Source organism: Flavobacterium sp. H122, assembly GCF_004959765.1.
Taxonomy (GTDB): domain Bacteria; phylum Bacteroidota; class Bacteroidia; order Flavobacteriales; family Flavobacteriaceae; genus Flavobacterium.
In genome coordinates, this window is sequence record NZ_SJZD01000010.1 from 67,047 (window position 1) to 81,500 (window position 14,454).

Here is a 14,454-nt window from a genome sequence, read left to right on the forward strand (position 1 = left end):
TTTAAATTATTTGGGTTCCGATAAAAGATTCGCCTTGTTCACTCGCATAATCCGCATGGCAGATTTCAACTTTGGTCACTTTTGATTCACTAGCTCTAAATGCGTTTTCCAATTTTGGCAACATTCCTTTTGAAATGATTTGTCCTTCTTTTAGATAATCATATTCGGTTTTATCCAAAACTCTTAGCCATGAACTGTCTAAATCCGGATTGGTCAAAACCCCGAGTTTTTCAAAACAAAATCTAAGATTCACTTCGTTAGTTTCAGCAAGTGCCATGGCAACTTCAGTGGCAATGGTATCCGCATTGGTATTCAATAAATTTCCTTTTCCATCGTGTGTAATCGGACTGATAACAGGAACAATTCCGTTATCGATCAGATTCTGTAAAAATTTGGCGTTGATACTTTCCACATCACCTACCCAGCCATAATCAATCGTAGGATGATTTCTTTTAACTGATTGAATTATGTTTCCATCAACACCGCTTAACCCAATGGCATTGCATGATTTCGCCTGTAATTTGGCCACAATGGTTTTATTCACCAATCCGGCATACACCATCGCGGTAACTTTCAACGTTTCAGTATCGGTAATCCTTCTTCCGTCAATGATTTGCTGTTCTATATTCAAATCCTTTGCTAAACTGGTAGCCAATTTTCCACCACCATGAATCAATATTTTCGGACCTTCCAGTTTTGCAAAACGGTTCAGGAAAGCGTCCAGTTTAACTGTGTCATCAATAATATTCCCGCCTATTTTTATTACGTGTACCATACCTTTAAAAATTAGTCTCCAGTATTTTTTTCAATACCGTCTGTGCGGCATATACTCTGTTTTCAGCCTGCTGCAGAATCAAAGAATTTTTGCTGTCCAGAACCTCATCTGATAATTCCACATTTCTTCTCACCGGTAAACAGTGCATCACTTTTGCTGAATTTGTTGCTTCCAATTTCTTATTGGTTAACATCCAATCTTCTTCCACCGGCAATACCTTCCCATAATCTGTAAAAGATGACCAGTTTTTTACATACACAAAATCGGCATCTTGTAATGCCTTTTCTTGATTGTACTCAATTGTTGCTCCTTTGGTAAACGCTTCACTCAATTCATAGCCTTTCGGATGCGTAATGGTCAAATCATAACCGCTGGCCAAAGTCCATTCGGCAAACGAATTAGCTACCACCTGCGGAATCGGTTTGATATGCGGAGCCCAAGTCAGAACCACTTTTGGTTTCTCTTTGGTTTTGTGTTCCTGAATCGTGATCATATCCGCCAAACTTTGTAAAGGATGTCTCGTTGCCGATTCCAGACTCACCACAGGAACTTTTGCATATTGAATAAACTGATTGATAATTTTATCAGCGTAATCCTCTTCTCTATTTTCCAGATTCGGGAAGCAACGAATGGCCAAAATATCACAATACAAACCCATTACTGCGGCTGCATCTTTAATGTGTTCGACTGTTTTGCCGTTCATCACGGCGCCTTCTACGAATTCTAATGCCCAACCGTCATTATTCACGTTAAGAATCATAACTTCCATTCCTAAGTTTTGAGCCGCTTTTTGCGTACTCATTCTGGTTCTTAAACTTGAATTAAAAAACAATAAACCAATGGTTTTATTTTTTCCAAGATTTGAAATTCTTACAGAATTTTTAAGTTCTATCGCTTCTTTAACCAAAGCATTCGGATCAGCTATATCGTTTACTGATGTGAAATTTTTCATTTTTATTTTTTTTAACCTGACAAGTTTTAAATACCCGTCTGGTATGAAAAACTCTCAGCAATTTTTAATTCAAAATAATCTTTAAAGCATCTAATAATGCATCTAAATCTTTTTTTGCAACTGCCAAAGAAGGCAATATTCTCAATACATTTTTGTTGCTTGCTGTTCCGGTAAAAATTCCGAATTCGTCTAACAATCGTTTGCGGACTGAGACACAAGGTTCAAATAATTCAATGGCAATCATTAATCCTACACCTCTTATTTCCTTGATATTCGATATTGTCTTTAATTGCTTCATAAGATAGTCACCCATTACTTGAGCATTCTCCATCAGTTTTTCTTTTTCAATCACTTCCAAGACTGCTAAACCGGCAGCACATGCTAAATAATTTCCACCAAAAGTTGTCCCAAGCATTTCTTTCTTAGGCTGAATATGCGGTGCAATCAAAACCCCTGCGATTGGAAATCCGTTACCCATTCCTTTAGCCACCGTGATGATATCCGGCTGAATTGCTGCATGTTGGTGGGCAAAGAATTTACCGGTTCTTCCGTAACCGGACTGTACTTCATCTAAAATGAGGACGATACCTAGCTCTTTACACTTTTGCGCTACGTGTTGTAAAAATGTGGCATCAGGAATCTGAATACCTGCTACTCCTTGGATTCCTTCAATAATCACACAGCATACCTCATTGTTTACAGCCTGGTCGAAAGCATTACTATCGTTTAATGGTAAAAAAGTTATGTTGTTGTTTTCGTTCACCGGCGCCACGATTGCAGGATTATCCGTGCAGGCAACCGCCAATGATGTTCTACCATGAAAAGCTTTGCTAAAAGCAATAATTTTTTTTCTTCCGTTATGGAAAGAGGCCAATTTAAAGGCATTCTCATTTGCTTCGGCACCTGAATTACACAAAAACAGCTGATAATCAGTATAACCTGAAAGTTGGCCCAATTTTGCTGCCAATTGCTTCTGTTGGTCAATTACAATCGAATTGGAATAAAAACCGATTTTCTGTAACTGTTCCGTAATGCTAGCAACATAATGCGGATGTGTATGACCGATGGAAATCACAGCGTGACCACCGTATAAATCCAAATATTCTTTTCCGTTTTTGTCCCATAACTGTGAACCCAATGCTTTAACGATTTCGATATCTGAAACCGAATACACATCAAACAAATTCATTTGTAAAGGACTATTTATAACTGTTGTCTCCATAATTAAAATGCGATTGGTTTTAATTTCAAACCTGTGGTTTCGGGCAATGCGAACATTAAATTCATATTTTGTACTGCCTGACCCGATGCTCCTTTCAATAAATTATCAATTACACTCACAATCATTACATCATCACCATTTTTTTCCAGATATAACAAACATTTATTCGTATTTACTACTTGTTTCAAATGAATGTTCTTTGGTGATACAAACACAAAAGGCTCTTCTTTGTACTTCTCTTTATATAAAGCGTTCAATTGTTCCAAAGACATCTCTGATTTTAATGTGATGCAAGCCAAAATCCCTCTCGTGAAAGATCCTCTTTGCGGCAAAATGTGCAAATTCCCGGAATTATCATTCTGAACCTGTAGCACACTTTGATTAATCTCTGCCAAATGTTGGTGCGTAAATGCCTTGTATACCGACAAATTGTTCTGTCTCCAACTGAAATGCGAAGTCTCAGCCAAAGATTGTCCGGCACCCGTTGAACCCGTTGTGCACGAAGCATACACTTCACCGTTCAATAATCCAGCTTCGGCCAGAGGCAAAACGGCCAATTGAATCGCAGTCGCAAAGCAACCGGGATTAGCAACGTAATCAGCATTTTTAATTGCTTGTTTATTCCATTCCGTCAACCCATAAACGAAGGAATGATTTGCTGCAATTCTGTGATCTTGACTCAAATCGATTATCTTAACAGAAGGTGAAAATTCAGTCACAACCTTTTTAGCTTCACCATGAGCCACACATAAAAAAACCACATCGATATCCGAATGATACGTTTCAAAGAATTTCAAATCAGTATCTCCAAACAAATCATCATGAACTTCATAAATGAACTTCCCGGCATTGCTTTTACTGTGCACAAAACCAATTTCCACCTGCGGATGGTTAATAAGGATTCTCAGTAATTCCCCAGCTGTATATCCGGCTCCGCCAATAATTCCGACCTTAATTGTTTTCATAAACGCTTTCTTTATTCACCTGATGGTAAATCGAGGTTTGGTTCCCGAATATTTTAGTAAATCCTTTGACATCTTCACCTGACCAACCGTTATTCATTTCGCCATAAGATCCGAATTTGGCCGACATTAAATCAAAAGGACTTTCAATTCCATTCAATTCATATCTGTATGGATACAATGTGATATAAACCTCTCCGCTTACCGTTTTTTGGGTATTCGTTAAAAATGCTTCAATATCTCTCATAGTAGGATCCAACATTTGTCCTTCGTGTAACCAGTTGCCATACCAACCTGATAATTGTTCTTTCCAAAACAATTGCCATTTGGTAAGCGTATGTTTTTCCAGTAAATGGTGTGCTTTGATAATCAGTTCCGGTGCTGCTGCTTCAAAACCAACTCTTCCTTTAATACCAATAATGGTATCACCCACATGGATGTGTCTTCCTATTCCGTAGGGTTGTGCCAATTGTTGCAAATACTCAATAGCAACTGACGGATGTTCAAATGATTCTCCATTGATTGAAATCAATTCTCCTGCTTCAAAAGCCAATGTAATATCCAAAGATTCTGTAGCCGAAACCGGTGTTGGCCAAGCTTCTTCCGGTAAATTCTGATATGAAGTCAATGTTTCTTTTCCTCCGACCGAAGTTCCCCACAATCCTTTGTTAATACTATACACCGCCTTTTCGAAATTGAAACTCACATCATGTGATTTCAGGAATTCGATTTCAGCTTCCCTACTCAGTTTTTTATCCCTGATTGGCGTGATGATTTCAACATTAGGCAACAAATGATTAAAAATCATATCAAAACGCACTTGGTCGTTTCCAGCACCCGTGCTTCCGTGGGCAATTGTATTAATTCCCAATTGGATTGCATATTCAGCAATGCTTTTTGCCTGAACTGCTCTTTCGGCACTAACGCTTAATGGATAAGTTCCGTTTTTTAATACGTTACCGTAAATCAGATACTTAATGCAATCGTCATAGTATTCTTTACGGACATCAATACAGGTATAAGAAGCCACATCACACTGCAATGCTTTCTCCTCTAAAATTTCAATCTCTTTCTGATCAAAAGCTCCGGTATTGATTGTCACGGCATGCACTTCGTAATTTTCAACTTTACTCAGATACACCGCACAATACGTCGTGTCTAATCCACCACTATACGCTAATACTATTTTCTTCTTTTGCATTTTTCTGTTCTTTTATATTACTGTCATACAGCATAGCCGTACACAAACAATTCTTGTAGTTTTTACTTTGCAGGATTTCGAAATTCACACAACTCTGGCATCCTTTCCAAAATTTTTCGTCAGTAGTTAATTCAGAATACGTTACCGGTTGATAACCCAGTTCCGAATTAATACGCATCACGGCTAAACCAGTGGTCAATCCAAAAATTTTGGAATTTGGGTATTTAGTTCGTGACAATTCAAAAATTTTAGATTTGATCATCCGTGCCAATCCGCTTTGACGGAATTCCGGAGACACAATCAATCCAGAATTTGCCACATATTCCTCATTTTGCCAAGTTTCGATGTAACAAAACCCTGCCCATTCCTTATTTTCTGTCAAAGCAATAACCGCTTTTCCTTCCTGAATTTTTTCCACAATGTATTCAGCTGATCGCTTCGCAATACCCGTGCCTCTCACTTTCGCAGAAGCTTCCATCTCGTCGCATATCGTCTGGGCGAAGTGAATGTGGTTATTATTTGCAATTTGAATACTAAACATAGATTAATTTTTTTGCAAATATACAAACAAATAGATATAATATCTTTTTTTAATAAAATTTAACAGATATTTTATCTTAATAAATTAATATAACAATTCTAATCACCTGTTTATTTTTGATTATCAGATATTTTATCCAAATAAAAAACCCTGATTTCGATTTGAAATCAGGGTTTTTATTATAGATGAAAAAGATATTAAATAATCATCGTCAACTGAATGCGTTTTCTGGCTTCGTCAACCTCAACCACTTTCACTTGTACATGTTGATGTAATTTCACAACTTCATTTACATCGCTTACATAACCGTCTTTGAGTTGGGAAATGTGAACCAATCCACTTTCTTTGATTCCGATGTCAACAAAACAACCGAAAGCTGTTATGTTATTCACAATTCCAGGTAGAATCATTCCGCTACGAACATCAGCAATGGTTTTTACATTGGGGTCGAATTCGAAAATTTTAGCAGCTTTACGCGGATCCAATCCCGGCTTTTCCAATTCCTTCAGAATATCTTTAATACCCAGAATACCTACATTTTCCGAAATATAGCTTTCAGGTTTGATTTGACTTATTTTTTCTTTATTTCCAATTAGTTCATTGACTTTAACACCCAAATCTTTAGCCATTTTTTCGACCATTTTGTATGATTCAGGATGTACCGCCGAATTATCCAATGGATTTTTTCCGTCTTTGATTCGGATGAAAGCAGCAGCTTGTTGGAAAGCTTTTTCGCCTAACCGAGGCACTTTTTTCAACTGACTACGCTCTTCAAATGCACCGTTTTCACTTCGGTACGCCACGATATTCTCGGCCATTTTTTCACCAATTCCCGAAACATAACTCAACAACGATTTACTGGCCGTATTGATATTGATTCCTACTGAGTTCACACAACGAACCACGGTCGTATCCAATTCTTCTTTCAATTTCGTTTGATCCACATCGTGCTGATATTGTCCTACACCAATAGATTTAGGGTCAATTTTAACCAATTCGGCCAAAGGATCCGACAAGCGTCTTCCGATGGAAACCGCTCCACGAACTGTCACATCATAACTTCCAAATTCCTCACGGGCAATTTTAGAAGCTGAATATACTGATGCTCCGGCTTCTGAAACTACAAAAACCTGAACCGGTTTGTCAAACGCAATCTTCTTGATGAAAAATTCGGTTTCGCGGCTTGCCGTTCCATTTCCGATGGAAATCGCTTCAATATTATAAGCATTCACCATCGATTTCACCTTCTTCATCGCCATCGTCATTTCATTTTGTGGCGCATGTGGAAAAATGGTTTCGTTATATAGCAAATCGCCTTTTTCATCCAGACAAACCACTTTACAACCCGTTCTGAATCCAGGGTCGATAGCTAAAATTCGCTTTTCTCCCAAAGGCGGTGCCAATAATAACTGACTTAAATTCCCCGCAAAAACATCGATAGCCTTAATATCAGCTTTTTCTTTCGATTCTTGTAAGGTTTCGTTTGAAATTGCTGGCTCTAAAAGTCTTTTGTAACTGTCTTTTATAGCCAATTCTAAATGCTGGGTAGTATCATTATTCGATTTAATGATGTTTTCTTCAATAAACGAAAGTGCTTCTTCTTTCTCAATTTCCACATTCAGTTTCACAAATCCTTCGGCTTCAGCTCTCAGCATTGCCAGTAAACGATGGGAAGGCGCTTTACTGATTGGTTCAGCCCAATCAAAATACTGAGAAAATTTTTGGGCAGCTTCATCATCTTTCTTAGTTTTTACCACTTTGGTAGTAATTTCCGCTTTGCGCTGAAACATACGTCGCAGATTTTTACGGATATAGATGTTCTCATTAATCCATTCGGCAATGATATCACGTGCGCCTTGTAACGCTTCATCTTCATTGGCTACCTTATCATTCAGGTATTTGGATGCCAAAAATTCGATGTCATCATTACGTTGTGACATAATGATTTTCGCCAAAGGTTCCAATCCGTTTTCACGTGCAGTATCCGCTTTAGTTTTCTTTTTCTTTTTGTAAGGAAGGTATAAATCTTCCAATTCCTGCATATCAAAACTGTTTTCAATTTTCGATTTCAGTTCGGGTGATAATGCATTTTGCTCTTCAATCGATTTTAAAATACTCTCTTTACGCTTTACAATTTCATCAAACTGTTTGTTGAGTTTAGCGATTTGCTCGATTACCACCTCATCCAAATTGCCGGTTTTATCTTTACGGTAACGAGCGATGAATGGAATAGTACAATCTTCGGAAAGTAGTTGAAGCGTGGCCTCTATGTTTTTTGGAGCGGTCGAAACCACTTTTAAAATGTATTCTAAATTTGTCATTCTGTAAAATAAAATAAGGATGCTAAAATAGTATCTTTGAGGCAATTTTGAAGAATGAAAATCGTATTACTTTATCTTATTTGTATTAATATTTTAACCTTATCATTGTTTGGGATTGATAAGGTTTTAGCAATTAAAAACAAACGAAGAATACCCGAAAAAGATTTGTTAGCGTTTAGCTTTTTGGGCGGTGCAATTGGCGGTTTGTTAGGAATGTTTATGTTTAATCATAAAATTTCGAAAGGAAGTTTTTTATTGAAATTTACATTCGTTTTGATCGCCCAAATTGTTCTTTTCTATTTTATGCGCATCTAATTTGACTTATAGTTTCGTTTCATAAAACTCAAAGCCGCCTCCATAACTTCACCCATTGACTTGGCATTTTTAAAGTTTTTATCCTTTGTAAATTCGTAGGTTTCTTTTTTTAATTGTTCCAAATGCAATGTTGGAGACAACATCATTGACTTCATGACAGAAAGTAAGTCTGTTAATCGTTCTTCCGAATCTGCTAAGCGTTTGACTAATAAAGACCGTTCTTCATTTTGGTACTGATCGATGGAATCGGGTTCGAGTTTTTCTTTGACCAATCTGGTGAACTGGAAATTCTCTTTAAACAAATGTGGTTTGTATAATTTAAAACTTCCTTCATAACACTGCTGGTCAAAATCGATAGCCCTAATTTTATACACGATGTGGTCATAATCATACGTAGGAATGACTACAAAATTATACGACCGCATATCTCCTAAAAGTCCAATCATACAACGTTCATTGAATTTTACAAACTCTTTGGCAATCTGTGCTTTTTCGGCTTCAGTACATTTGTCCAAGTGCTCTTTCAGGAAAACATCTCCTGGAATTCCAACGATATGTTCTTCTATTAAAGTACTTTGATAAACTAAGAAATTGATCCGGTTGGGTGACAAGATATGTTCCAGTTCCAATCCGAAAATACGTGAAGCATCCGCCTTTTTGATATAAAAATGCGTGTAGTTTTCATTTAAAATATTTCTAACCTTTACTCTGAATGGTTTTGAATTTCCAAAGCCGCAGTAATCTATATAATCTACCGTAAGGTGTTTCAATACTCTTTCATCACCATCGGAATGGAGCAAGGTGTAAATTTTCTTCAGACTTAAATCAATTTCTTTTCTGTCGAACTCATTGTAAAAAACCCTCAACCAAAGTGTATCTTCACCCTTTTGATCATATACAATAACCGACCCTTGAAAACGCAGCAGGTCGTCATAAAAAACATTAGTTTTTGTGACTCTTTTGTATTTTTCAAGGTATTGAAATAACTTATCAGTTATAGGATAATACTGCTTTTTAAACAATGGTGCTTCTTCACTCATGATTATTACATTTAAAGCCTATTTTGTGATAGTAAATGTAAATCAATTTATTTAAATTTATCCTTATTACCTTTGTCTGATAATGGATACATTAGTGGTTTTATCATATTCGGGAGTTTTTGTTTTTGCGGTAACAGGCGTGTTAAAAGCAAGAACCAAACGCTTGGATATTTTTGGTGCCGCAGTATTGGCATTCGTAACGGCTTATGGCGGTGGTACTATACGCGATTTGTTAATTGGAATCAGACCTGTTAATTGGGTAAACGATAACCTGGCTATTTTTATAGTCCTTGCCTCAACAGTGGTTGCCTTTTTCTTCAAGATGAATACCAATATCATCAAAAAACTTATTTTTTGGGTAGACGCTTTTGGTATCGGGTTGTTTACCATTGTAGGGATTCAGGTAGCTTTACGCGCAGGGATTTCGAGTGGTTATTCCCTTGTCATGGGAATTATAACGGCTACTTTTGGCGGATTGCTGGCTGATGTTTTATGTAACAAAGTACCCAGTATTTTAAAACCTGGTGAATTGTATGCTACTGCTTGTTTAATTGGAGGGAGTTTGTTTTTACTGATGCATCAATATAAACTTCAATCTGATATAAGTATGATTACAGCAATTTTAGTCATTGCATCCATCAGAATTTTTGCAATCCGTAAAAAACTGCAATTACCCAGAATTTAATCCTGAACAATAAATTCTTTAGGGTCTTCTTTCTTGAATTCGGGCTGGATATTAATGTGGTTGATCCCAAATTTATCAAACAATACGATTTCTATTTCATGAAGTAAATCGTTAAATTCACTCATCAAAATATTTTCAGCACAATCCAAATGTGCTTCCAGATGCAGTTCTTCTTCGTTTAAATGCCAGACGTGAATATGGTGCAACTTCCCTACTCCGGGTATTTTATGCACTTCACGGACAATTTCTTTAATGTCAATTTCTTCAGGAGTGAACAGCATCAGCATTTTGGTAGAACTGATCAGTAAGTCATAACCCACATAAATCAAGTAAATAGATATCAGTAAAGTCATTACACTATCGACCCAAAACCATCCAAAGAATTTCATCAGCAAACCACCTGTTAAAACAGCTACCGATGCCATCATATCTGTCAATAAATGTAAATAAGCCGATTTCATGTTTAAATTATGATCTGCATCTTTTTTTAGCAACAAAACCGAAAGTCCATTAGCCACTATACCCAACAATGCCAGCCAAATCACCATTCCTGATTTTATGGGCTCAGGATGAAAAAATCTATGAACCGCTTCGTAACCTAAATAAATGGCAACTATTAACAAAGTCATGGCATTGACAAAAGCAGCAATCAATTCGGCACGTTTGTATCCAAAAGTATTGTTTATAGAGGCTTTTCTCCGGGATAATCTATGTGCGACATAGCTGAACACTAATGACAGTACATCGGAAAAATTATGTAAAGCATCAGATATTAATGCTAAACTTCCGGATATCAGTCCGCCCACAACCTGAGCCGCAGTTATTAACAAGTTCAAAAAAATAGAAAAAACCAGATTTTTTCCTTCTACATTGTGCTTGTGAATATGGACATGGTTGTGATTATGAGACATTTTAAATTAGATTTTTGGATTATCAGATGATTAGATAGTTAGACTTTTAAATAATCCAACTATCTAAAAATCTAACCATCTATTTACAGGCAATCTTATCTACTCTGTTTGCGTGTCTTCCTCCTTCAAATTCGGTAATTAAGAAAACTTCCACCATTTCAACAGCTTGTTGTATAGAAGTATATCTTGCAGGAATGCTTATTATATTTGCGTTATTATGCTGACGTGCCAATTCGGCAATTTCAACCATCCAGCATAAAGCACAACGGATATCCTGATGCTTGTTTGCCGTCATGGCGATACCATTGCCGCTGCCGCATATAACAATACCAAAATCAGCTTTTTTGCTTTCTACATCATATGCCACCGGATGTCCAAAATCTGGATAATCAACACTATCAAAAGAGTCGGTGCCATGGTTAATAACTGTATGTCCGTTTGTTTCTAAGTATTTTACAATAGCATTTTTGTAATCAGGACCAGCATGGTCGTTGCCAATAGAAATTATCATAATATATATATATATTGTGTTGTTGTTTGTTTTGCAAAAATACAGAATAAAGTAAACCTTGAAAAGGAAGTTTAACATAAAAAAAATGAATTTATTTATGTTTAATAACTTAACTCACTAATAATCAGAATAAATACAATTTTTACAATTCATTATGTTTAATAAAAGTACTGGAAATCAATAAAATATATAAGCTTTTAATGGTTTTATTAACGACTGTTAATGGTATTTTACAAATCGTTGATTTTTAGTTAATTAAAAATTAACAAGAATTGTTAACAACTTTGGAAAGAAAATCAGAAGTTTTTTTGGAGTCTATTCTTTTTTTTCTAATCAAAAATTGAATTGAGATAATCAAGAAAAGTTTCACCTACTTTTTGAAAAATTATCCCATCGAAATTCACAGTTATTAACAGTAATTAACAAGTTGAGTTTTCAAAAAAAACAATCAAAAACCAATTGTTGACAATTGTTAATAATGAAATATATTTTCTTTAATTTCAAATATTTATCCTTTTATAACTATGTTGATAACGTTGTATAACTTTGGAAAACTCCATAACAATGACAAAAACACAAAAGTTTTAAGGCTTATTAACACCCTATTATAACAATCATAAATTTTAAATTTAAAAAATCTTTTTTTGTTGTTTTTAGTTATTGTTGAAAACTCTTGAATTTAAAAAAAATTAAAAATGTTAAAGTTAAAATAGAAAATGAAAAGTTATATTTAATTTAAAACTGATTACTGTTTATAGATAACTGTAAACTATTTTGTAATTTTCAGCTGTAATTAAAAATGAAGATGAATAAAAAGCCTAGAAGATTTAGTAAAGGAGTAAAAGATTTTTCCGGAAAGATTTTAAAGATACTTTCAAAAGAAGCGAATAAACCCTTTAACTACAAACAGATAGCGGCTAAATTAGAAGTAGATGATACCAAAAGCCGAAATGAAATTATTAAAGACCTTAAAATTTTAGCTTCAAAGAAGCAGATTATTGAAATAGAACCAGGTAAGTATATTGTAAAAGCGCAAAGTCAGGATTACTACGAAGGTATAATTGATATGACGTCGCGTAAAACAGCATATTTTATTTCAGAAGATTTTGAAGAAGATGTATTTATTCCAACGAATAATTTGAATCATGCACTGGATGGAGATAAAGTAAAAGTATATGTGTATAACCGAAGAAAAGGTAAACGCCCTGAAGCTGAAGTAATTGAAGTTTTAGAAAGAAAAAAGACAGAATTTGTCGGGGTTATTGATGTACAAAAGAATTTTGCTTTTGTTACTACTGCCAATGCTAAAATGTATACCGATATTTTTATTCCTAAAGATAAAATTTGTGAAGCAAAAGATGGTGATGTCGTTTTAGCTAAAATAGAAGACTGGCCTAAAAAAGCAGATTCACCTTTTGGAACTATTTTAAAAGTACTGGGTCGTCCTGGTGAACATGATACCGAGATTCATGCTATTCTTGCTGAATATGGTCTGCCCTATGATTTTCCATTGGAAGTTGAAGCGTATGCTAAAAAATTGGATACTTCTATTCAAGCAGAAGAAATTGCCAAGCGTCGTGATATGCGAAATGTGTTGACATTTACTATTGACCCAAAAGATGCTAAAGATTTTGACGATGCGCTTTCTTTTCAAAGATTGGAAAATGGAAATTTTGAAATTGGTGTTCATATTGCCGATGTTTCCCACTATGTACAAGAAGGAACTATTCTTGATGATGAAGCATTCAAACGCGCTACTTCTGTGTATTTAGTGGATAGAGTTGTTCCAATGCTTCCTGAAGTCTTGAGTAATTTTGCCTGTTCGTTACGACCAAATGAAGAAAAATATACTTTCTCAGCCGTATTTGAAATCAGCCCGAAAGCACAGGTAATCAATCAATGGTTTGGAAGAACCGTTATTTATTCTGACCAGCGATTTGCTTATGAAGAAGCACAGCATATTATTGAAACAAAATCAGATACAATTCCTGCTGAAATTTCATTGACCGGAAGTGAATATGTTGTAACCAAGGAAATCAAAGAAGCAACTTTGATGTTGGATGAACTGGCTAAAATTTTAAGAAGAAACCGTATGAACAATGGTGCTATTTCTTTTGATAAAGTTGAAGTGAAATTCAAATTGGATGACAATGATGAACCAGTTGGTGTTTATTTCAAAATAGCCAAAGATGCCAATCATTTGATTGAAGAATTCATGCTTTTAGCCAATAGAAAAGTGGCTGAATTCATTGGTAAGCAAAAGAAAACTTTTGTGTATCGTATCCACGATGAACCAGATGAAAATAAACTAATGAACCTTCAGGGAGTAATTTCAAAATTTGGATATAGTTTAAATTTTAAATCAAAAGAAGCTATTTCCAAATCATTGAATATTTTATTGGAAGATGTGGTAGGGAAGAAAGAACAAAATATGGTCGATACTTTAGCTATCCGAACTATGAGTAAAGCTAAATATTCAACTGATAACATTGGCCACTACGGATTGGCTTTTGATTATTATTCACACTTTACTTCACCTATCCGACGATATCCCGATGTGATGGTACATCGATTATTGCAGTATTATCTTGATGGCGGTAAAAGTGCTGATGAAGAAGTTTACGAAGAAAAATGTGTGCATTCTTCTAACATGGAAAACAGTGCTACCAATGCCGAACGTGATTCCATCAAATACATGCAGGTAAAATACATGCAGGATCATAAAGATCAGGAATTTTTAGGTGTTATTTCCGGAGTGACTGAATGGGGTATCTATGTTGAGATTATCGAAAACAAATGTGAAGGAATGGTTCGCATTCGTGAAATAAAAGACGACTATTATACGTTTGATGAAAAGCAATATGCATTAGTTGGTGAAATGACCAAAAGTTTATTGCAATTAGGAGATGAAGTCTGGGTAAAAGTAAAAAATGCTGATTTAGTCAAAAAACAATTGGATTACCATTTCATCAGAAGAAACGAATAATTGGTTGACTGTTTTTTGTCAGCAGTTTTCAA

The 14,454-nt window shown here is 35.4% G+C and carries 13 protein-coding genes; 3 read left to right on the top strand and 10 right to left on the bottom strand.

Going from position 1 to position 14,454, the window contains the following annotated elements:
* Window position 1: 1 nt before the first annotated feature.
* From argB to EZM65_RS13790, 7 genes are all read right to left on the bottom strand, one after another.
* Window positions 2-775 carry an acetylglutamate kinase gene (argB, locus tag EZM65_RS13760; RefSeq protein ID WP_136669134.1) on the bottom strand — a complete coding sequence of 258 codons (774 nt, stop codon included), beginning with the start codon at window positions 773-775 and terminating at the stop codon, window positions 2-4.
* Between the two features lie 4 nt (window positions 776-779).
* Window positions 780-1,727, bottom strand: coding sequence for an N-acetylornithine carbamoyltransferase (locus tag EZM65_RS13765; RefSeq protein WP_136669135.1), 948 nt, complete (start codon window positions 1,725-1,727; stop codon window positions 780-782).
* A 64-nt stretch (window positions 1,728-1,791) separates the two neighbouring features.
* Complete coding sequence (locus EZM65_RS13770; protein WP_136669166.1) at window positions 1,792-2,916, bottom strand: aspartate aminotransferase family protein; 1,125 nt, start codon at window positions 2,914-2,916, stop codon at window positions 1,792-1,794.
* Window positions 2,917-2,951: 35 nt separating this feature from the next.
* Window positions 2,952-3,914 carry an N-acetyl-gamma-glutamyl-phosphate reductase gene (gene argC, locus EZM65_RS13775; protein ID WP_136669136.1) on the bottom strand — a complete coding sequence of 321 codons (963 nt, stop codon included), beginning with the start codon at window positions 3,912-3,914 and terminating at the stop codon, window positions 2,952-2,954.
* Window positions 3,901-5,112 carry an argininosuccinate synthase gene (locus EZM65_RS13780; RefSeq protein ID WP_136669137.1) on the bottom strand — a complete coding sequence of 404 codons (1,212 nt, stop codon included), beginning with the start codon at window positions 5,110-5,112 and terminating at the stop codon, window positions 3,901-3,903. Before EZM65_RS13780 ends, argC begins: the two co-directional genes overlap by 14 nt.
* Window positions 5,081-5,653, bottom strand: coding sequence for an N-acetyltransferase (locus EZM65_RS13785; RefSeq protein WP_211196220.1), 573 nt, complete (start codon window positions 5,651-5,653; stop codon window positions 5,081-5,083). Before EZM65_RS13785 ends, EZM65_RS13780 begins: the two co-directional genes overlap by 32 nt.
* A gap of 197 nt (window positions 5,654-5,850) precedes the next feature.
* Window positions 5,851-7,974: a Tex family protein gene (locus EZM65_RS13790; RefSeq protein ID WP_136669138.1), complete on the bottom strand. Its 2,124-nt coding sequence runs from the start codon at window positions 7,972-7,974 to the stop codon at window positions 5,851-5,853.
* Window positions 7,975-8,028: 54 nt separating this feature from the next.
* Here EZM65_RS13790 and EZM65_RS13795 point away from each other — a divergent pair, with 54 nt between their 5' ends.
* A complete protein-coding gene (locus EZM65_RS13795) occupies window positions 8,029-8,289 on the top strand; it encodes a DUF1294 domain-containing protein (RefSeq protein ID WP_136669139.1) in 261 nt (86 codons plus the stop codon).
* Here EZM65_RS13795 and EZM65_RS13800 read toward each other — a convergent pair.
* The gene (locus tag EZM65_RS13800) at window positions 8,286-9,329 is read right to left on the bottom strand and encodes a hypothetical protein (RefSeq protein ID WP_136669140.1); all 1,044 of its coding nucleotides are present in this window, start codon (window positions 9,327-9,329) and stop codon (window positions 8,286-8,288) included. The genes EZM65_RS13795 and EZM65_RS13800 overlap by 4 nt on opposite strands.
* 82 nt (window positions 9,330-9,411) lie before the next feature.
* On the opposite strand from EZM65_RS13800, the gene EZM65_RS13805 reads away from it, so the two are divergent.
* Window positions 9,412-10,014, top strand: a complete 603-nt coding sequence (locus tag EZM65_RS13805; RefSeq protein WP_136669141.1) for a trimeric intracellular cation channel family protein — start codon at window positions 9,412-9,414, stop codon at window positions 10,012-10,014.
* Here EZM65_RS13805 and EZM65_RS13810 read toward each other — a convergent pair.
* Together EZM65_RS13810 and rpiB are read right to left on the bottom strand one after the other, a co-directional pair.
* Window positions 10,011-10,925: a cation diffusion facilitator family transporter gene (locus tag EZM65_RS13810; RefSeq protein ID WP_136669142.1), complete on the bottom strand. Its 915-nt coding sequence runs from the start codon at window positions 10,923-10,925 to the stop codon at window positions 10,011-10,013. The two genes, EZM65_RS13805 and EZM65_RS13810, sit on opposite strands and share 4 nt — an antisense overlap.
* 79 nt (window positions 10,926-11,004) lie before the next feature.
* Window positions 11,005-11,436, bottom strand: coding sequence for a ribose 5-phosphate isomerase B (gene rpiB, locus EZM65_RS13815; RefSeq protein WP_136669143.1), 432 nt, complete (start codon window positions 11,434-11,436; stop codon window positions 11,005-11,007).
* Window positions 11,437-12,241: 805 nt separating this feature from the next.
* Here rpiB and rnr point away from each other — a divergent pair.
* Window positions 12,242-14,422, top strand: a complete 2,181-nt coding sequence (gene rnr, locus EZM65_RS13820) for a ribonuclease R (protein ID WP_136669168.1) — start codon at window positions 12,242-12,244, stop codon at window positions 14,420-14,422.
* The last annotated feature ends 32 nt before the right edge of the window (window positions 14,423-14,454 follow it).